Origin of the sequence: Variovorax sp. PBL-H6, assembly GCF_901827155.1 — a bacterium.
Taxonomy (GTDB): Bacteria; Pseudomonadota; Gammaproteobacteria; order Burkholderiales; family Burkholderiaceae_C; genus Variovorax.
This window is the reverse complement of sequence record NZ_LR594659.1, coordinates 1,831,000-1,849,472: the sequence shown is the minus strand read 5'-3', so window position 1 is coordinate 1,849,472 and position 18,473 is coordinate 1,831,000. Positions and strand designations below refer to the sequence as shown.

The 18,473-nt window shown below is 67.2% G+C and carries 24 protein-coding genes; 9 read left to right on the top strand and 15 right to left on the bottom strand.

Annotated elements, in window-relative coordinates; all coding sequences use genetic code 11:
• Positions 1–48 precede the first annotated feature (48 nt).
• The 9 genes from flgJ to flgB form a co-directional block, all read right to left on the bottom strand.
• A complete protein-coding gene (gene flgJ / locus G3W89_RS08835; protein WP_162573727.1) occupies positions 49–1,032 on the bottom strand; it encodes a flagellar assembly peptidoglycan hydrolase FlgJ in 984 nt (327 codons plus the stop codon).
• 5 nt (positions 1,033–1,037) lie between these two features.
• A complete protein-coding gene (locus G3W89_RS08830) occupies positions 1,038–2,141 on the bottom strand; it encodes a flagellar basal body P-ring protein FlgI (protein ID WP_162573726.1) in 1,104 nt (367 codons plus the stop codon).
• 100 nt (positions 2,142–2,241) lie between these two features.
• Positions 2,242–2,934, bottom strand: a complete 693-nt coding sequence (locus G3W89_RS08825; protein ID WP_443083159.1) for a flagellar basal body L-ring protein FlgH — start codon at positions 2,932–2,934, stop codon at positions 2,242–2,244.
• Complete coding sequence (flgG, locus tag G3W89_RS08820; RefSeq protein ID WP_162573725.1) at positions 2,931–3,713, bottom strand: flagellar basal-body rod protein FlgG; 783 nt, start codon at positions 3,711–3,713, stop codon at positions 2,931–2,933. Before flgG ends, G3W89_RS08825 begins: the two co-directional genes overlap by 4 nt.
• Before the next feature lie 37 nt (positions 3,714–3,750).
• A complete protein-coding gene (locus tag G3W89_RS08815) occupies positions 3,751–4,494 on the bottom strand; it encodes a flagellar basal body rod protein FlgF (protein WP_162573724.1) in 744 nt (247 codons plus the stop codon).
• A 22-nt stretch (positions 4,495–4,516) separates the two neighbouring features.
• The gene (gene flgE, locus G3W89_RS08810; RefSeq protein WP_162573723.1) at positions 4,517–5,728 is read right to left on the bottom strand and encodes a flagellar hook protein FlgE; all 1,212 of its coding nucleotides are present in this window, start codon (positions 5,726–5,728) and stop codon (positions 4,517–4,519) included.
• Between the two features lie 71 nt (positions 5,729–5,799).
• A complete protein-coding gene (locus tag G3W89_RS08805) occupies positions 5,800–6,483 on the bottom strand; it encodes a flagellar hook assembly protein FlgD (protein ID WP_162573722.1) in 684 nt (227 codons plus the stop codon).
• Positions 6,484–6,507: 24 nt separating this feature from the next.
• A complete protein-coding gene (gene flgC, locus G3W89_RS08800) occupies positions 6,508–6,924 on the bottom strand; it encodes a flagellar basal body rod protein FlgC (protein ID WP_162573721.1) in 417 nt (138 codons plus the stop codon).
• A gap of 10 nt (positions 6,925–6,934) precedes the next feature.
• Positions 6,935–7,342, bottom strand: a complete 408-nt coding sequence (gene flgB / locus G3W89_RS08795; protein ID WP_162573720.1) for a flagellar basal body rod protein FlgB — start codon at positions 7,340–7,342, stop codon at positions 6,935–6,937.
• Positions 7,343–7,503: 161 nt separating this feature from the next.
• Between flgB and flgA the strand changes: the two genes are divergently transcribed.
• From flgA to G3W89_RS08780, 3 genes are all read left to right on the top strand, one after another.
• Positions 7,504–8,205: a flagellar basal body P-ring formation chaperone FlgA gene (gene flgA, locus G3W89_RS08790; RefSeq protein WP_162573719.1), complete on the top strand. Its 702-nt coding sequence runs from the start codon at positions 7,504–7,506 to the stop codon at positions 8,203–8,205.
• Positions 8,206–8,290: 85 nt separating this feature from the next.
• A complete protein-coding gene (gene flgM, locus G3W89_RS08785) occupies positions 8,291–8,587 on the top strand; it encodes a flagellar biosynthesis anti-sigma factor FlgM (RefSeq protein WP_162573718.1) in 297 nt (98 codons plus the stop codon).
• 14 nt (positions 8,588–8,601) lie between these two features.
• Positions 8,602–9,051: a flagella synthesis protein FlgN gene (locus G3W89_RS08780; protein ID WP_232076421.1), complete on the top strand. Its 450-nt coding sequence runs from the start codon at positions 8,602–8,604 to the stop codon at positions 9,049–9,051.
• A 28-nt stretch (positions 9,052–9,079) separates the two neighbouring features.
• On the opposite strand, the gene G3W89_RS08775 is transcribed toward G3W89_RS08780, so the two are convergent.
• Both G3W89_RS08775 and G3W89_RS08770 read right to left on the bottom strand, forming a co-directional pair.
• A complete protein-coding gene (locus G3W89_RS08775; protein WP_162573717.1) occupies positions 9,080–9,415 on the bottom strand; it encodes a DUF1090 family protein in 336 nt (111 codons plus the stop codon).
• A gap of 104 nt (positions 9,416–9,519) precedes the next feature.
• Positions 9,520–9,819 carry a hypothetical protein gene (locus G3W89_RS08770; RefSeq protein WP_162573716.1) on the bottom strand — a complete coding sequence of 100 codons (300 nt, stop codon included), beginning with the start codon at positions 9,817–9,819 and terminating at the stop codon, positions 9,520–9,522.
• Positions 9,820–10,053: 234 nt separating this feature from the next.
• Between G3W89_RS08770 and G3W89_RS08765 the strand changes: the two genes are divergently transcribed.
• A complete protein-coding gene (locus G3W89_RS08765) occupies positions 10,054–11,091 on the top strand; it encodes a VWA domain-containing protein (protein ID WP_162573715.1) in 1,038 nt (345 codons plus the stop codon).
• An 11-nt stretch (positions 11,092–11,102) separates the two neighbouring features.
• Here the strand turns inward: G3W89_RS08765 and G3W89_RS08760 are convergent, their stop codons facing one another.
• Entirely contained in the window at positions 11,103–12,008 is a 906-nt protein-coding gene (locus tag G3W89_RS08760; protein WP_162573714.1) for a protein NO VEIN domain-containing protein, read from the bottom strand.
• A 392-nt stretch (positions 12,009–12,400) separates the two neighbouring features.
• Between G3W89_RS08760 and G3W89_RS08755 the strand changes: the two genes are divergently transcribed.
• From G3W89_RS08755 to G3W89_RS08745, 3 genes are read left to right on the top strand one after another with little or no spacing between them, the layout of a single operon-like run.
• Positions 12,401–12,715, top strand: coding sequence for an ArsR/SmtB family transcription factor (locus G3W89_RS08755; protein ID WP_162573713.1), 315 nt, complete (start codon positions 12,401–12,403; stop codon positions 12,713–12,715).
• A 2-nt stretch (positions 12,716–12,717) separates the two neighbouring features.
• Positions 12,718–13,176, top strand: coding sequence for an SRPBCC family protein (locus tag G3W89_RS08750; protein WP_197893541.1), 459 nt, complete (start codon positions 12,718–12,720; stop codon positions 13,174–13,176).
• A gap of 29 nt (positions 13,177–13,205) precedes the next feature.
• Entirely contained in the window at positions 13,206–13,622 is a 417-nt protein-coding gene (locus tag G3W89_RS08745; protein WP_162573711.1) for a GFA family protein, read from the top strand.
• Positions 13,623–13,644: 22 nt separating this feature from the next.
• Here the strand turns inward: G3W89_RS08745 and G3W89_RS08740 are convergent, their stop codons facing one another.
• The 3 genes from G3W89_RS08740 to G3W89_RS08730 all read right to left on the bottom strand — a co-directional run bounded on the left by G3W89_RS08740 (position 13,645) and on the right by G3W89_RS08730 (position 15,798).
• On the bottom strand, positions 13,645–14,562 hold the full coding sequence (locus G3W89_RS08740) for an NAD(P)/FAD-dependent oxidoreductase (protein ID WP_162573710.1): 918 nt from the start codon (positions 14,560–14,562) through the stop codon (positions 13,645–13,647).
• Positions 14,563–14,638: 76 nt separating this feature from the next.
• Positions 14,639–15,376: a hypothetical protein gene (locus G3W89_RS08735; protein ID WP_162573709.1), complete on the bottom strand. Its 738-nt coding sequence runs from the start codon at positions 15,374–15,376 to the stop codon at positions 14,639–14,641.
• Between the two features lie 227 nt (positions 15,377–15,603).
• A complete protein-coding gene (locus G3W89_RS08730; RefSeq protein WP_162573708.1) occupies positions 15,604–15,798 on the bottom strand; it encodes a hypothetical protein in 195 nt (64 codons plus the stop codon).
• A 270-nt stretch (positions 15,799–16,068) separates the two neighbouring features.
• On the opposite strand from G3W89_RS08730, the gene G3W89_RS08725 reads away from it, so the two are divergent.
• Positions 16,069–18,117 carry a hypothetical protein gene (locus tag G3W89_RS08725; RefSeq protein WP_162573707.1) on the top strand — a complete coding sequence of 683 codons (2,049 nt, stop codon included), beginning with the start codon at positions 16,069–16,071 and terminating at the stop codon, positions 18,115–18,117.
• Positions 18,114–18,452, top strand: coding sequence for a hypothetical protein (locus G3W89_RS08720; protein WP_162573706.1), 339 nt, complete (start codon positions 18,114–18,116; stop codon positions 18,450–18,452). Before G3W89_RS08725 ends, G3W89_RS08720 begins: the two co-directional genes overlap by 4 nt.
• The last annotated feature ends 21 nt before the right edge of the window (positions 18,453–18,473 follow it).

The following is an 18,473-nucleotide window of genomic DNA, read 5'->3' as shown; positions in this document are numbered from 1 at the left end:
GGGTGGGCGGCTACACGAAGTGAGCCAACCTGGGGGAGAGCAACATCCTTAGGTGAACTTCTGCATGATGCGAACGAGCTTGTTCCCGTACTGCGGATCGGTCGCGTAGCCCGCCTTCTGCAGCCCGTGCGCGGCCGCGGCCGGGTCGTCGGTGGCCAGCACGTTGGCGTAGCGCGGATTGCGCGTGATGAACTTCGCATAGTCGGTGAAGGCTTCCTCGTAGGAGCCGTAAGCGCGGAACTTCGCGCGCACCTTCTGCGGCTCGCCATCGACGTACTCGGTGGTGGTGGTCTCGACCGTCGGGCCCTTCCAGCCGCGATCGGCCTTGATGCCGAACAGGTTGTAGCTCTGCGTACCGTCGTCGGCGCGGATCTCGCGCTTGCCCCAGCCTGATTCGAGCGCAGCCTGAGCCAGGATCAGCGGGGCGGGCACACCGCTGGCTTCGCTCGCAGCCTGCGCCGACGCGCCCATGCGGTCGACGAAGGCATCGACCTTGCCCTGCAGCGAATCCACCGTGGCGGGCGGGCGCTCGACGTTGCTCTGGTACAGGCTCAGGTCCGCGGAACGCCGCGGCGTCGGCACCGTGGCCGGCGTCGTGGCCGGCGTCGGCGAAGAGCCCAGCGGAATGCCCGCCTGGGGCTTGATCGCGAAGCCGCCCGGCGGCGCAAGCGACATGCCCTGCGCATCGCCATCGCCCTCCGGCACGGCCGATGGAAGCCCGCGGCTCAGCTGCGCGAGCATCGCCTCGGCCAACCCCACGCCGCGCCCCGAGAGGTTCTGCGTGAGCTGCTGGTCGAACATCGAGAGGTAGAGCTTCTCGTTCTGGCTGTCGAGCAGGCCGCTCTGCGGCACCGCCTGGCGCATGCTCTTGAGCACCATGTTCATGAACAGCGCCTCGAACTGCCGCGACACCTGCTTCAGCCCCTCCTCGGGCGAACTGCGCACGGTGCGCCGCAGCGCGTCGACGCCCTGCACGTCGAGCGCGAAGCGCTGGTCGAGCGCGGCGCTGCGGTTGTCGGTGGTCATCGCCATGCTACTTAGATGACCTCGAGCTCGGCGCGCAGCGCGCCTGCGCTCTTCATCGCCTGCAGGATGGAGACCAGGTCCTGCGGATTGGCGCCCAGGCTGTTCAGGCCCTTGATCACGTCCGAGAGCGAGGCTCCGCCACGCACCATCTGCAGCGCGCCGCCGCCCTGCGAGACCGAGATCTGCGAGGTCTGCGCAACGACGGTGGAGCCGCCCGAGAGGGGCCCGGGCTGGCTGATCACCGGCTCGGTGTTGATGACCACCGAGAGGTTGCCGTGCGCCACTGCGCAGTCATTGACGCGCACCGCCTGGTTCATCACCACCGAGCCCGTGCGCGCGTTGATCACCACGCGCGCGACCGCCTGCATCGGCGTGACCTCGATGTTCTCCAGGCGGGCGAGAAAGGCGACGCGCTCCTGCGCTTCTGGCGCACGCACGCGGATCATGCGGGCGTCTGCCGCATCGGCGATGCCGGGGCCGAGCTGGCGGTTGATGGCTTCGACCACGCGCTGCGCGGTGCCGAAGTCGGAGCGGTTGAGCTCGAGCGAGAAGGTGCCCTCCCCGCCTACCGGCGCTTCTACCGTGCGCTCGACCAGCGCGCCGCCGGGGATGCGGCCCGAGCTCAGCTGGTTGATCTGCACCTTGCTGCCGTTGGCCGAGGCACCGGCGCCGCCGACCACCATGTTGCCCTGCGCGATCGCGTAGGTGGCGCCATCCACGCCCTTGAGCGGTGTCATCAGCAGCGTGCCGCCGCGCAGGCTCTTGGCGTTGCCCATGGAGGACACGGTGACGTCGATGGTCTGGCCCGGCCGGGCGAAGGACGGCAGCGTGGCCGTGACCATCACCGCCGCCACGTTCTTGAGCTGCATGTTCACGCCGGCCGGGATGCTGATGCCCAGCTGCTGCAGCATGTTGTTCAGGCTCTGCGTGGTGAAGGGCGTCTGCATGGTCTGGTCGCCCGTGCCGTCGAGGCCCACCATCAGGCCGTAGCCGATCAGCGGGTTGTCACGCACGCCCTGGATGCTGGCCAGTTCCTTGATGCGCTCGGCATGGGCGGGAAACGTCGACACGCACAGCGCTGCAATCCCGGTCATCAAATATCGCAACAAGCTCATAAACAAACTCTCTCTTTCAGTGCGGCACCGGAACGGCCGCGTTCGGGGGACACCGCGCAACCGGCTTTGCCGGGCCGCGGGTGTCGCCCCTGGTGAGCCATCAGAACGGCATGACATTCAGGAAGAAGCGCTGCATCCAGCCCATGTGCTGTGCCTCGTCGATGTAGCCCTTGGCCGTGTACTCGATGCGCGCATCGGCCACCAGCGTGGAAGGCACGGTGTTGCTGCCCGAGACGGTGCGCGGATTCACCACGCCCGAGAAGCGGATGAACTCGGTGCCCTGGTTGATGCCCATCTGCTTCTCGCCGGACACCAGCAGGTTGCCGTTGGGCATCACGTCCACGACGGTGACGGTGATCACGCCGTTGAAGGTGTTGTTGGCGTTGGCGCCGCCCTTGGCCGTGAGGACGTTGTTGCCCGAGAGCTTGGCGTCCTGGTTGTCCAGCAGCCCGCCCAGCAGCTTGGGGATGGTCGGGAACGCGGCGCTGAGGCTGCCGTTGCGGCTGGCATTGGCGCCCGAGTTCTTGCTGGCGTTGACCTTCTCGCTGATGACGATCGTCAGGATGTCGCCGACATTGCGCGGCCGGCGGTCCTCGAACAGTGCATTGGCCCTTGGCCCGTCGCGGAAGATGGCGCCGGTGGCGCGCGGCGCCGGCAGCGGCGCGTACGTGTTGGCGCGCGCCGTCATCGGCTGGTGCACCAGCGGCTCGCGCGGAACCTGCGCGCAGCCGGCGGCCAGCAGGGCCGCCAGCGCGCCGGCGCCGAAACGATGAAGGCGTGCGCGGTCGATCACAGCTGGGCGAGCCTTTGCAGCATCTGGTCGGAGGTCTGCACCGCCTTGCTGTTGATCTCGTAGGCGCGCTGGGTCGCGATCATGTTGACCAGCTCTTCCACCACGTTGACGTTGGAAGCCTCGACGTAGCCCTGGCTCAGGATGCCGGCGCCCTCGAGGCCCGGGTTCAGCTGGTTGGGCGCGCCGGACGAATCCGTCTCGGCATAGAGGTTCTCGCCCTGGCTCTGCAGGCCGGCGGGGTTGAGGAAGGTGGCGAGCTGCAGCTGCCCGACCTGCACGGTCGCGGTGCTGCCGGCTTGCGTGACCGAGACCATGCCGTCGCGGCCGATGGTGAGGCTGGTGGCGTTCTGGGGAATGGTGATGGCCGGCTGCACCGGGAAGCCGCTGGCGGTCACCAGCTGGCCGTCGCGGTCGGTCTGGAAGGAGCCGTCGCGCGTGTACGACGTGGTGCCGTCGGGCATCAGCACCTGGAAGAAGCCGGCGCCGTTGATCGCCACGTCCTTCGGGTTGTCGGTCTTGGTCATGTTGCCCTGCGCGTGGATGCGCTCGGTCGCGACCACGTGCACGCCGGTGCCCACCTGCAGGCCCGAGGGCAGGCGCGTCTGGTCGGAGGTCTGGCCGCCGACCTGTCGCAGGTTCTGGTACATCAGGTCCTCGAACACCGCGCGGCTGCGCTTGAAGCCGGAGGTGCCGACGTTGGCCAGGTTGTTGGAGACCACGTCCAGCTGGGTCTGCTGGGCATCGAGGCCGGTCTTGGCGATATAGAGCGAGCGCATCATGGCGATGGGTCCTTCGTGCTTTTGCTTTGAATGGGGATCAGCCGTACGCGAGCAGCTTGTTGGCCGACTGCGCGTTCTCGTTCGCGGTCTGCATCGACTTCATCTGCATCTCGAAGCTGCGGGCCTGGGCGATCATGGAAACCATGGCCTCGACCGGGTTGACGTTGCTGCCCTCGACCGCGCCGCTGGCAACGGTCACGGCCGCGTCGGCCTCGGCCGGCGGCAGGCCCTCGCGCATGCGGAAGAGGCCGTCGTCGCCGCGCACCAGGTCGGCGGTCGGCGGGTTGACCAGCTTGAGGCGGCCGACCTCGGCCACGCCCACCAGCGGATCGCCGGCGCCGCGCGCGGTGATCGCGCCGTTGGCGGCGATCTGCACTGTGGAGCCCGGCGGCACCACCAGCGCGCCGCCCTCGCCCACCACCGGGCGTGCGCCCATGGTCAGCAGCTGGCCGTCGGCACCGACCTGCAGGTTGCCCACGCGGGTGTAGGCCTCGCCGCCGTCGGGCGTCTGCACGACCAGCCAACCGCCGCCGTGCACCGCGACGTCGAGGTCGCGGCCGGTCTGCGTCAGCGGGCCGGGGCTGAAGTCGGCGCCCGGCGTGGTGGCGACCACGAAGGCGCGCGTGGTCGGCTCCTGGCCCACCACCGGCACTGCCCGGAAGCTGTTCACCTGCGCGCGAAAGCCCGGCGTCGAGACGTTCGCCATGTTGTTGGCGACCGAGGCCTGCTGTTCCATGGCCTGCTTGGCGCCGCTCATGGCGACATAGAGCATGCGGTCCACTGAGTGCTACTCCTGTGGCCGCTCAGCGGATGTTGATGAGCGTCTGGACCACCTGGTCCTGCGTCTTCACCGTCTGCGCATTGGCCTGGTAGCTGCGCTGCGCGACGATCAGGTTCACCAGCTCGGAGGTGAGGTCCACGTTGGAGGCCTCGAGCGCGCCCGATTCGAGCGAGCCCTGCTTGGTGCCCTCGCCCGGCGTGCCGGTGAGCGCGGGGCCCGAGGCCTGCGTCTCGGCCCAGGCGTTGCCGCCCTTGGGCTCCAGGCCATTGGGGTTGGCGAAGCTGGACAGCACCACCTGGCCCATCAGCTTGGTCTGCTCGTTCGAGAACTTGCCGGTGATAGTGCCGTCGGGATTGATCGAGAAGGCAGTCAGCGTGCCGGAGGTGTAGCCGTCCTGGCTGAGCTTGGTCATGCCGTTGGCATTGCCGAACTGCGTGGTGCCCGAGAGGTCCACCGCCATGTTCACCGCGGCCGAGCCGTTGCCGAAGTTCAGGCCCGCGATGTTGAAGGTGCCGCCGGCCGGAGCCGTGAGGTTGCCGTTGGTGTCGAAGGTCAGGTTGGTGATGGCGCCGGCGCCGATCGGCGCGCCGTCGGCCTGCGCGTGGACAGCCCAGGCGTTGGCGCCGGTCTTCACGAAATAGGCGGTGAGCTCGTGCGGGTTGCCCAGCGAGTCATAGACCGGGCCGATGGAGTTGGAGTAGTTGAAGGTGCCTGAGTCGGTGGCATCGAAAGGCGTCTTCGCGGGCACAGGGAGGCGCGAGTCGAGATTGAACTCGGCTTGCACGCCGGTGGTCGCGTTCGGGTTCATCGAGGTGGTCTGCACCTGCAGCGCGGTGGGCGTGCCGCCGGAGAGGCCGCCGGCTGCCGTCACGCCATAGCCGGTCAGGCGCAGGCCCTGGCTGTTGACGATGTAGCCTTCCTTGTCGCGGGTGAACTGGCCGTTGCGCGAGTACATCACCTCGCCGCTGGGGCTGGAGAGGCGGAAGAAGCCGTCGCCGTTGAGGATGGCCACATCGAGCGGGCGGCTGCTGGTCTGCGTGACGCCCTGCGTGAAGTTCTGCACCACGCCCGAGACCGAGGCGCCGAGCCCGATGCGCGAACCGGCGTAGATGTCCTGGAAGGTGGCGGCCGCCGACTTGTAGCCCACGGTGCCCGAGTTGGCGATGTTGTTGCCGATGACGTCGAGGTTGGCGGCGGCGACGTTCAGGCCGCTGATGCCCTGGGAGAAACTCATGATCGATCCTTGTTGCTATGCGTGGATGAAGCGGCCCCTGCGTCCACGCGAGAGGCCCGGGAGAGAAGAGTTCAGAGGTACATGCGGACGTCGTCGAGGCTGATGCTGCGGCCGTTGGCCAGCTCCAGCGTGACCCCGTTCGTGCCCTGCTTGACGGCCGCGACCTGCGCGAAGGTGAGCGCGGTGGCTTCGACGTTGGTGCCGTCGTTCGTGGCGACCACCGAGAAGCTGTAGTTGCCGCCCGGCACCGCGGAGCCGTCGTCGGCCTTGCCGTCCCAGGTGACGGCGTTGACGCCCTCCGTCAGGGAGCCCAGCTCGAGGGTGCGCACCGTGTGGCCCGCAGCGTCGACGATCTTGACCTGCACGTCGCCGGCCGTGCCGGGCAGCTGCACCGCGAAGGGCACGGGCGCAGGCTCTTCGCCGTCCTTGGGCGCGGAGGTCCCGATCTGGTTGCCGGGCGACAGCACGTTGTAGCCAATTAGCGAGGCGGCCTGCAGCACCTGGTTGGAGCCGGTCTGGTTGACCAGGCCCGACAGCGTGCTGTTGAGCTTCTCGATGCCGCTGACCGTGCTCATCTGCGCGAGCTGCGAGGTGAGCTCCGCGTTCTCCATGGGGTTGAGCGGGTCCTGGTTGTTGAGCTGCGTCACCAGCAGCTTGAGGAAGCGCTGTTCGCTGTCGGAGCCGCCCACCGTGCTGCTGCTCTGGGTGCTGGCACTGGCTGCGTTGAGGGAAGAGAGGGCGTCGTTGATGGCCATGGGGGCTTGCTTGTTGTCGAAGGGTTACTGGCCGACCGTCAGCGTCTTCAGCATCAGCGTCTTGGCGGTGTTGAGCACCTCGACGTTGGCCTGGTAGCTGCGCGAGGCGGAGATCATGTTGGTCATCTCCTCGACCACGTTCACGTTGGGCATGCTCACGTAGCCCTGGGCATTGGCATGCGGGCTCTTGGGGTCGTAGACCATCTTCGGGGGCGCGCTGTCCTCGACCACGCCGGAGACCTTCACGCCGCCGATGTCCTGCTGGCCGGAGGCCGCGACTTCGAACATGACCTGCTTGGCACGGTAGGGCTGGCCATCGGGGCCGGCCACGCTTTCGGCGTTGGCCAGGTTGCTCGCGGTCACGTTCATGCGCTGCGACTGCGCGGCCATCGCGGAGCCCGCGACGTCGAAGATGTTCATGGAGGCGCTCGGATATGGCATCGCGGGCTCCTTACTGCTGCGCCGCCGCCAGCAGCGACTTGATCTTTGCGCTCGTCACCGTGAGGTTGGCCTCGTAGCGCAGCGCGTTGTCGGCGAAGGCGATGCGCTCGGCATCCATCTCGACGGTGTTGCCGTCGATGCTGGACTGCGCCGGCACGCGGTAGAGCAGGTCGGCTTCGGGCATCGCAGAAGCTTCGCCCTGCAGGTGGCGCGCCGAGGTGGTGGCCATGCTCACCGAAGCGCCGCCGCGGCCCTGCTCCACCGCCTGGCTGAGCCGGCTCGCGAAGTCGAAGTCGCGCGCCTTGTAGTTGGGGGTGTCGGCGTGGGCGATGTTGGCGGCCAGCACCTCCTGGCGCTGGGCCCGGAGGTTCAGGGCCTCGCGGCTGAACCGAAGCGCTGCATCCAGCTTGTCGATCATGGGAGCTCCATCGTTGGCGTCGCGGCCAGGGGAAGGCGTGGCGACAGATGGAAAGCGAGTCTAGGCACGACCCGCGTTTGCAATGGGCCGAACAAAGGGGCATTTGGCGTGCACTTCGCTCCTTGGCCCTGGCCGCCCGGTTCCTAGAATCTGACCCACCGATGATGGACAAGACCCGCTTCTTCCTTTGCTTTCTGCCGGTCGCTCTGGCCGCCGCGCTGGGCGCTGGCGCCAGCCTGGCTGCGCCGCAGGAAGACAACGACGCGCGCCGCGTGGTGGAGCAATTGCTCAAGACACAGACCGCAGGCCTGCCGGGCCAGGCCCGCATCCGCGTGAGGCTGCCGGGCTCGCCCCTGCCGCCCTGCGAGGCGCTCGAAGCCTTCCTGCCGAACGGCGCCTCCGCCTGGGGCCGCGTCTCGGTCGGCCTGCGCTGCCCGGGCGAGCGGCCGTGGACACGCTACGTGCAGGCGCACGTCGCGCTCGAAGGCCGCTACCTGGTTGCCGCCCGCGCCATCGAGGCTGGCCGGCCGCTGGGTGCCGCCGACGTGGCGGCGCGCACCGGCGACCTCACGGCACTTCCGAAGTCGATCCTGGTCGACCCTGCCGACCTCCAGGGCATGGTGGCTGCCAACCGCATCGCCCCCGGCGCGCCGCTGCGGCGCGAGCAGCTGCGCGGCACGGTCGTGATCCAGCAGGGGCAGACGGTGCAGGTGGTCGCAGAGGGGGCCGGCTTCACCGTCAGCACCGCAGCGCGCGCGCTGAGCCGCGCCGAGATCGGCGCCCTCGTCCGGGCCAAGACGCGCGACGGCCGCCTGGTCAGCGGGGTGGCCGACGAAGAAGGCCAGATCCGGCTTGCGCAATGAGGGCTGTTACAAGCCATCCCGTGCATCGACCCTAAAGTTAAGGGACGGCCTGCCGATAAAGCGATCAGCCCTTTGAGGAACCATCTTGAAAATCGACCAACCCGCCTCCTCGGCCACTTCCATCTCCCGCACGGCCAAGGGCGCCAAGGCCCAACCGGCCGCTGGCGCCGATGCCGCCGAACAGGCCAAGGACGCCGTACAGCTGTCCTCGGCCCAGGTTCATTCCCTGCCGAGCGGGCCTAACGCCGACTTCGATGCGGCGCGCGTCGCGGACATCCGCAAGGCCATCCTCGCCGGCGAGTACACCGTGCATCCCGAGCGCATCGCCGACGGCCTCCTGAAGAACGTGCGCGACCTGCTCAGCGGAAAGAACGAGGGCTGAGAAAGATGACCGCCATGCTGCTGCCCCATCTGCTGGCCGAGAAGGCCTGCGTCGAAGAGTTCCTCGGCGTGCTGGCGCAGGAGGAGCGGAGCATGCAGGACGGCCTCTTCACCGACCTGGCGCCGCTGACCGGACGCAAGGCCGCCCTGCTCGACCGCATGACGGCGCTGGACCAGGCCCGCGAATCGGTGCAAGTGGCGATGGGCTTCGAACCCGGGCGTGCGGGTGCCGATGCCGCAGCAGCGGCGGCCGGGACCACCGCGCTCGAGGCATGGGCCGCACTGCTGCAGCTCGCCGAACATGCCAAGGCCGGGAACCGGCGCAATGGCGCCATGGTCCACGGCCATCTCGACTTCACGCGCAACGCGCTGCACTACCTGCAGGCTGCGGCCCTGCCCTTCTACGGGCCGGACGGGATCCGGAAGGCTGTCGGCGGGACGGGGACGCGGCTGGCCCTGGGCTAGCACCCAGGCAGACCCCCGCACGAATTCTTCACCCGCCGTGCGTCAGCTCGCGAAGCTGCGCCTCGGCCCGGTCGAGCTCGAGCCGCAGTTCCCTGATTTCCTGCTCCAGCTTGTCGATGCGCGCCGCGCGGCTCTGCGCCGGGGCCAGCGTCTTGCAGCGGCCTTGCAGTGCGGTCAATGCCTCGGCAAGTTCGCGCCGGCGCAGCATCTGGCCCCTCGAGCGGGCCACGGCCATGTCCTGCTCGAGTGCCTCCTCCTCGGCCTTGCAGGCAGCGGCGTCGACCTGGCTTGCCGGCTGCGCCATGGCGATCGCGGGCGCCGCCAGCGCGAGCGCGATGGCCAGGAAAGAGGATTTCACGCGCATGCCGTTACCGGTGTTGGAGAGGGAGGGTCGAGTTTGCCAGCAACTTCCCCGCTCTCGCCCGTACAGGCCGGATTTCACCTCCAGGGGCTGCTCGCCCCTCTCACTCAGCGGCGATAGGGATTGTGCGGGTTGCGGTCGTAGCGATTGGGCACGCCATCACCGTCGCTGTCCCGGCGCGCATGGCGATAGGCGGCACGGCGGTCATGCCGGTAGTAGTCGGCACGATGGTCATGACGCGGTTGATAGCCATGCCGGACGATGGGACGCGGCGGCGCCGGCGGAACGACGATCACCTGAGGGCGATAGCCGCGGTCCCCGTGGTGAGGTTGAGCCTGTGCGGGAGCGCTCAATGCAGCCAGTGCGACCACGGCTACGGTACCCAGTGCGAAAAACATCTTCTTCATGGCGGCTCCTTCGAGGAGTTGTTCAGGAGCCCCAATACTGCAGGCGCAAGGTGAAGCGCTTGTAAGGCCGCGGCGAAGTTCGATGAACTTTTCCGCCAGGTTCGGACTTGGCCCTTTGGCTGCAATGACCGCGGCAGCGCCGCGGTTGCGGAATCGACCCGGCGCAGGCACGATGCTGCTGTACTGCGGAGATTTCCTGCGCATCCGCACGCGGCGCTGGATTCCGTCGGCACCATGTTCTTTCTCTGGCCCGAGTACCTCTGGTTCCTGCTGGCGCTTGCATTGCTGCCTGCGGTGTACGTGTGGCTCCTGAAGCGCCGCGCCCGTGCGGCCCTGCACTACAGCAGCGTGGGCATCGTGCGCGAGGCGGCAGCCGGCCGCCAGTGGCGGCGCCATCTTCCGCCTGCACTGTTCCTGCTGGCCTGCTCGGGGTTGCTGATCGCGGCGGCGCGCCCGGTGGCGCGGGTGCCGCTGCCCTGGGCGCGGTCGTCGATCATGCTGGCCATGGACGTCTCGCTGAGCATGCGGGTCACCGACGTCAAGCCCAACCGGCTGGTGGCCGCGCAGGAAGCGGCCAAGCTGTTCCTGCGAGACCTGCCCAAGGAGATCGAGGTCGGGCTCGTCACCTTTGCCGGCAGCAGCCAGGTCGCCCAGCGCGCCACGCTCGACCGCGCCTCCGTGATCGCGGGCATCGACGGCTTCCAGATGCAGATGGGCACGGCGGTGGGAAACGCCATCGTGCTGTGCCTGGCGGAGCTGTTTCCCGAGCAGGGCATCGAACTCGGCGACATGAACTTCGGCAGCAGGCCGCAGGGTCGCAGCCTGGACGACAAGGCGAAGCCGCCGCCCCGGCCTTTCACGCCGGTCGCACCGGGCTCGTACAAGTCGGCCGCGATCATCCTGCTGAGCGATGGCCGCCGCACCACCGGTGTCGACACGCTGGCCGCCGCGAAGATGGCCGCGGACCGCGGTGTCCGCATCCACGTGGTGGGGCTGGGAACGGTGGAAGGCGACACCTCGACGATGGATGGCACAGCCATCTACATGAGGCTGGACGAGCCGACCCTTCGCGAGGTGGCGCGGATGACCGGCGGCGAGTACCACCACGCCGGCACGGCCGAGAAGCTGCGCAGCGTCTATGAAAACCTCGGTTCCCGCGTGCAGGTGCTGACGCGGGAAACCGAGCTGGCCGGCGTGCTGGCGCTGATTTCTGCCTTGGTGGCGATGACTGCGGCGACGCTCTCCCTGCTCTGGTTCGGGCGAATCGCCTGAGCGCACGCCTTTCAGCCAGCGGGCTCGAGGCCCGGTGCCTGGTCGATCTCTGCGGGCTTGTAGAGCTTGTGCTGCACCGCGGGACCGAGCGCATCGGTGACCACCGCAAGGCGCCAGGGATCGCCCTGCTTCGCGCACGCGCGCTCCTGCGACGTCAACTGGAAAGCGGTCGATCCGACGGCGGTGCCCTTCACCGCGAGCTTGAGCAGCGTGGCGCCCTTCTTGTCCGTCACCTCGATGTCGTAACCGAGCGCCTGGCCAGCCACGTTCTCGGTCTTGTACCCGTAGCCGGAGAAGTGCCGCGTCAGGTGGTCCATGGCGGCCGCCTGTAGCTCGTCCCGGGATACCGGGCCGGACGGCGCCGGCGCCGCCGGGACGCCGCCCCGCGCGCGCGCGGCCTGCATGTCTTCCTCGCTCGGCACCCACTCGCCTGGACCGCGGACCAGCACCGCGAGTTTCCGGTCGGCATCCCACGTTGCAACGTGCCACTCCTGTTCGTCCGGCACGCGTATCGACACCTTGGCCGACCTGTCGGTCTCGGTTTCGCGAATGGGGACGCGGTTCGTCTGCAGCACGGCCCTGAACCCCTGGCCCTCGTCCAGCGAGCGCTTGAGCAAGTCCAGGCGGTTGCTGGCGCGCTGGGCCTGCGTGGCGCTTCGCTCGCCACCCCCGATCCGGCGCTCCGCATCGAGGGACTCGAGGCAGAACCATCGCCCGCCCGCGCCGATGCTCACGAGCTCTGCCCAGATCGTGGCGATGACCTTGTCGCCGGTGCCCAGCCAGGCCTGGTCGGCCGCCTTCTGGCGCGCATCAGGCACGCCCATCCTGGCGATGATGTCGACGGGAGTGCGCTTCTCCCCGGTCAGGCGCTTTTCGTTGATGACCGCGAGTACGTCGGGGTCGACTTCCTTGTCCATTCGAAGTGATTCAGGGGAGTTGCGAACTTTTCGAGTATGCCCCCGCGCCGCCCGCACGTCACAACGCCCCCACCCTGCAACGCGCCTCGATCGATCTGACGGCGGATGAGTGACATCCGTCCTGACGAGCCCGCCGTTCAGCGGGAAGCGATCGGGGAATCCGTCCTGTGCAAGGTGGAGGAATGGGGCGGCGTCATCCGCACCTTCTTTACCGATTCAGGTAGTCCGATCCGCCATCTCAATCGCCGCACACCCGCGCGAGTCCGCGGTCCGGCGCGATCGTGTAGAGCGGCGACTGATTCTGGCGCTTTCCAGCAGGGCCCCGAGCCCATGCAGTGCTTGACATGCAGGCATATACCTGCATATCATCCGCTCACGCACTGACACGACAGATGGACGCTGACAAGGTTTTCAAGGCACTGGCCGACCCGACCCGCAGAAAGCTGCTCGACCTGCTCTGCGAGCGGAACGGGCAGACGCTGGGCGAGCTCTGCGAGCACCTGGACATGGCGCGGCAATCGGTCACGCAGCACATCGGGCTTCTCGAGTCGGCAAGCCTGGTGAGCACGGTCTGGCGTGGCCGGGAAAAGCTGCACTTCATCAACCCGGTGCCGCTGCACGAGGTCTACGAGCGGTGGGTGCGGAAATTCGAACGCCAGCGGCTCAGCCTGCTGCACGACCTGAAGAAACAACTCGAAGGAGAGTGACGATGAGCAAGACGAGCTTCGTTTACGTGACCTACATCCGCTCGACACCGGAAAAGGTGTTCGAGGCCATCACCAGGCCGGAGATCGCGCGGCGCTACTGGGGCCACGAGAATGTCTCCGAGTGGACACCCGGAGCAGCCTGGGAGCACGTGCGTGCCGACGAGCAGCGCACAGTCCAGGTGGTCGGCAAAGTGGTCGAGGTCCAGCCGCCTGCGCGCCTGGTCATCACGTGGGCAAGCCCCTCGCAGGCGGCCGATCCGGCCAGCTACAGCCGCGTGAGCTTCGACATTGCGCCGTACGAGGACATGGTGCGCCTGACCGTCACCCACGACGAGCTCGAGGCTGGCAGCGGCATGGCCAAGGGCATCCAGCAGGGCTGGCCGATCGTTCTGTCCAGCCTCAAGTCCCTGCTCGAAACGGGCCAGGGCATCGATGTCTTCGCCAAGCCCAAGGCGGGCTGATTCGTCGGCTTCAACCGGGAGTTGTTCCTATGACCCAGCCCTACACCGGCGGATGTGCGTGCGGCGCGATCCGCTACGCAACGAGGCACGCGCCCCTCTTCCAGAACCACTGCCAGTGCGTCGACTGCCGGCGACGCAGCGGCACCGGGCACGGCTCCTACCTGACCTTTCCCGCGCGGGCCGAGATGACGATCACTGGCGAGGCGGCGCATTGGGAGGTCACGGCCGACAGCGGCAACGTGAAGAATCACGCCTTCTGCCCGGTCTGCGGAACGCCGGTCTACCTGAGCTTCTCCGAGGCGCCGGAGCTGATCGCGGTTCACGCAGGCAGCCTGGACGAGCCCGATCGCTTCGTGCCGCAGGCGCTCACCTACAGCGTGCGCGGATTGGCGTGGGACGCCATCGATCCTTCGCTGCAGGCATTCGAGCGGATGCCGCGCCAGTAAGCAGCCTCTCGAGCAGATGCGCTCAGCGCGGCTCGCGCCGAGTCAAGGCGAGGTGCATGGCCGCACTGGCGATTGCCGCCGTGCCCGCCGCGACCGCGATCTGGTTGAGCCCGAGCACCACGTCGCCCGCGGCATACAGACCGGGAGCGTCGGTCTCCTGGTGCCGGTCCGTCAGCAGGTAGCCGCTCTCGTCCGTCCGGGCTCCGATGCGCTCGGCAAGCGTCGAATGAACCTCGAGGCCCAGCGCGCTGTACAGCGACTCGCAGGCCGTCTCAAAGCCGCCATGGCGCACGCTGATTCGCCCGTCCCACTCCCGGATGCTTTCGACGGCCCCTTCGGCAAGCCGGATGCCGGCCTGAGCCAGTCGCTCGCGCTCGGCGGGCGCAAGCGACTGCGCATCCGGCGTCATGAAGAGCGTGAGGTCCGGCGTGAAATGCCGCAGGTAGCGGGCTTCCTGCACCCCCGCCGGACCGTTTGCGATGACGCCGACCTTGCGGTCGATGACCTCGTAGCCGTCGCACACGGGGCAGTAGCGCAGCAGGCCGCTGCGCAGCGCCTGCGACAGGTGCGGCATCGCAGGCACGACATCGCTGGTACCGGAGGCGAGCAGCACCACGCGGGCCGTCAGATCGCCGCCCTGCCAGGAGAGCCGGAAACCCTCTTCTGTACGCTCCAGCGCGTCGACCTGGCCGGCGCGGTGTTCGATCGGGTAGCGATGGGCCTGCTCGCGCAATGCTGACAGCAATGCCGGGCCGGAGATGCCGTCCGGAAAGCCGGGGTAGTTGCGGGTGCGCGGAATGGTGGCCAACCGGCTCTGGCTCGCATCCACGATCGCGACGGATCGCCGCAGCCGGGCGAGATATACGGCGGCAACAAGGCCGGCGGGGCCGCCGCCGATGATCGCGGCGTCGAGCGCAGGCGGGGACTTCGGCGTAGCCATCGGAGCTCCTGGAAGGTGACGAGGGATGCCCCTCGGCACGGCACGCGGCGTGCCTGGAACCCGGCGCAGTAAGCCGCTAGCAATTGGCGTGGATGCTGCGGATCACCGCCGCACCGCGGACCCGCTCCGTTTCGACGATGGCAGTCGCCTCGCAGCGCGCGACCGTGGCCTTGTAGCTGTAGCGGGCCTCGATGCGGCCGCCGTCGAGGCGGCGGACGGAACGCAACACGAGCGGCTGTCGCAGCGAACCGTAGAAGCTCGACATCCTGGCGGGGTCGAACGCGCCCGCACCTCGCTTGGCGGGCGTTACCAGGGCCGCGGCAGCATGGCCGTCAGCGACGGAGAGCGCGCGATAGAACTTCTCGACAGTCTCCAAGGGAACATCGTTCGTGCGCTTCGCAGGCTCAGCGGCAATGGTGATGCCGACCGCATCGCGGCGGGGCGGTGCCTGCATCCCTGCAGCCGGAATCAAGGGCTCGGCCTGCGCTTGCACGACGGCGAGCGCAATGGGCCGTGCCGGGACAGCGTGTTGCGCGTGTGTCCGGCTCACATGCCAGAGCACGAAAGCGGCGGACCAGAGGAGCAGCAGGAGCGAGACCCACAAGGCCGGTGGGTCCAGCCGCTTCGCCACCATGACGAGGCCCAGGCCTTCAGGCCGGGGGCGTTGCGGCGCCTGCGGCAACTGGCGCCGCCGCGTCAGCGCATCGCGCGCGCCCGGATCGCACGAAGCGGCCGAGAGCTTGCTGGCACAGCCGCGGCAGTAAATCGCTGCATCCCTGTTGAGGGTGTGGCATGCGCCGCAGGTCAGCGCCATGGGGGACTCCCTTTCGAAGCCTGGATCGAAGGGAGATCAGAGGATCTCGCCGGCAAGCGGCCGATCGGAGTGCGCGGACAGGCCCTGTAGGAGAGTACTGACGTTCATCACCTTGCTGTGACCTCGGGTCAGTCTTTCAGGGGCAACGAACCCAGGAAGTCCAGCAGAGCGCCACCAGAGCGCCATGATCCGGCGTCCGACGGGATAGCCCGCCGCTGCCAGCGGCCTCACGCCCGCGTCAGCACCGTCCGCACCGCATAGCCGTTGCGATACACGCCCTCGATCGTCCCCGCGACAGGGTCCTTGGGCGAGGCCGTCACGTACTTCTCGTCCGAGGTCCGGTACACGACGACGGTGCGGTTCTGCGCGCTGAGTGTGCGGGCGACGCCGATGGCCTGGCTGAGCGTGCGGTAGGTATTCATGAAGTCCCCTCTTTGAGACAAATGCTAAACCGAAGGTACTCAATCCAAATACCTCGAGACCACGCGGAGCGCTGGATGCGGGGAAAAGGCCACACTTTGAGCGGCTATGTGACAGCGCCGGTGACAGGACTGGTCAAAGAGCGTGCGACCGGAGGTGGAACCTGGGCCCAAACCCAGTTACTCACGGGTGCATCGGAATCGAGCACTCCCACGGCATGCAATCAACTCGATGCGCCCTTACCAAATCCAAATGCCCAGAGAGGCTCACGCATGCGACCCATCCGAATCAACTCGCCCACAGGCTCGCACACGGTCGAAGAGCGAAAGGGCCCGAACGCAGGGCAAGTCGAACACGACACGCCCGAGCCTCCGGCAACCCCTTGCGTCCACCCGTCGGAAGGTCCCTCCATTGTTGCCCTGCGCATCGCGGCCTTTCGCGACCAGCTCCCCGACCTGGCAGCGAATCAGGCCACCTGGACCACGCATCTGCTCAATGTGCTGCAAGGCGTCGAAACAGTGCAGGAAGTCCATGACTGGCTTGATGCACTGAGCCCGGCTCATTGCGTAGGCTGTCCGGACTTGCTGTCGGGCCTGTCGGAGCGCTTGTGTGACTTGCTGCCCCACTTTGCCCCCGAAGAAATCCATCGCTGCGTGACGCGCTTGCTCGACATGGCATCGGCGGCCGGCCAGTCGGGATCGGTCTGGGCTGATCTTTGTGCGGGAATCCAGCTGCTGCAGCTGGCGGCCGTACAAAGGCTGCTTGTCTGCTTGCGTGACCAGCGTATTCGAGGGCAGCTGCCAGGAAACGGTGCCTTGCTGATCAGACACGTCGTTTCCATCGAGCTCGGCATGAGGAAGAAGTTGCCGACGCTGGGTTTTGGCGACGCCGGCATACGAGCCGCGCCCGTCGATGCTCCGGACAGAACAATCCTGAGCCGCGATGCACTGATGTTGGTGATGGCTCATCTGCTCAAGAACGTGGGCATCGACTGGACGCGGCCCGAGGTTTTTGGGCCCAAGCAGAAAGACCAGGATTTCCTGCGGGACCTGTCATGGGCCTCCACGCGCTTCGGCCCGATGCTTGCGAACTATCCCTGGATGAAAACAGAAGCCACCTTCAGGCTCGCTCTTCAGTTTGTAGAAGACCCAGGCGAGCTCGATGCCGTGATCAAGAGTCTGATCCATGAGCTGGTGGATGTGCCGGCTCAAAGGGTTGCTTCGATGCTGCCCTGCGCGCCAGGCGTGGCGCGGCGGCGTCTCGACCTGATGCTGCGGGCCTTGATGCTCGCCCTGCCCCGCGTCGTGCCTGGAAGAGAGGACGAATGGCTGAAGGGCGCGTATCTCGTCCTGCACGATCTGGCAGTACTCCAGTCGGCGAGCCAAAGACAGGCCATGTCTCCCTGTTTTGCCCAGCACGTCGATCTGTCGGTACTGCCCCTGCACATGCTGGCGATGGCAGACCGCATGTTCGGCTTCGGGGATGCCAGCCTGGCAGAACTCGCCTTTGTCGTGCTCACTCGTCTGGCTGCATACCCGAAGGACGTCCAGGTGACGACGCTGATCAGCGTCTTGTCCCTTCTCCCGGACGAAGTGACTTCGGCCAGGGCGCTGACCCATCTCAAGAAGCTCATGCAGGGGTCGAACTCGCAGACTGGCGCTGTGCTTCCTGCATGGATGCTCTATCAGTGGCACCACGTGGACAGCATGCTTTCGCTGCTCGAGAACCCCGGCACGGACCTCACGGGCAATGCGGCCTCGGTGCCGGACGGGCTTCTTGCAGGCCTGCAGCAGCACCATGGCGTGGGCGACCACCCCCCCCTGTTTATCGACGATCCGTTCCGCGAGAGCCATGTCCTGTGGACCATTGCCGATGTTCGCCTGCTGGGTGCTCTGTGCGAACGTTCGGCGCTATCTGATGGCTGGAAGCGGCAGCCGCTGGTGGATTGTCTCGTGGACATGCTGCGCCAGTTCTGCTCGGTGTCTGCCATGACCTACGAGTTCGTCGCCTCGTCGTTCATGAGTGCATTTCCGGCAGACATCCTTCGCTCCGCGTTTATCCGGCTCACAGCCTACGAACAAGGCCTGATCCTGGTCAGGGTCTACACCTCGCATCCCCTGTCCGAGTGGTCGGATCACACGCAACTCATCGAAATGTTCGCGAAGAACGAGAGCATCGATCAAGCGCATCGAAAGCGCGTCCTGGTCTTGATTCGGGCGATCTCAGCACAGCACCCAGAGGTCAAGAAGTTCGCGCACGCACTGGTGAGGCAACTGCCCCGGCGAGACGTGCGGCCGCGCAGCAGGTCGGCGCCGGGATGACACCACCACTGTCCAGCGCGCAGTTCATTGAACGTCACGAAAAGAGGCATCATGCGGTCAAGTTCAATTGCGAAGAAGCCACCCGGGAATCCACATTCAATTTCGACAGAGGAGTCTCACTCGTCCAGTCGACACCCCGGGAGCAGCGCCTCGTGTTGGTCAGGAACTATTCCGAGGACGACGCGCACATTGAGTTAGTCACTATCTTCGCGATTGACGAAGACATCGACCGCGAGGAGCGGCTGTCATGCCTGCGAGCCATCGTGAATGTCGCGCAGAACGCGGAGCTCGTGGGCAGGGTGCGCGAAATGATCAGGCGGCTCCAACTGCAATGAGCGCCCCGGCCTCCCGGCCCT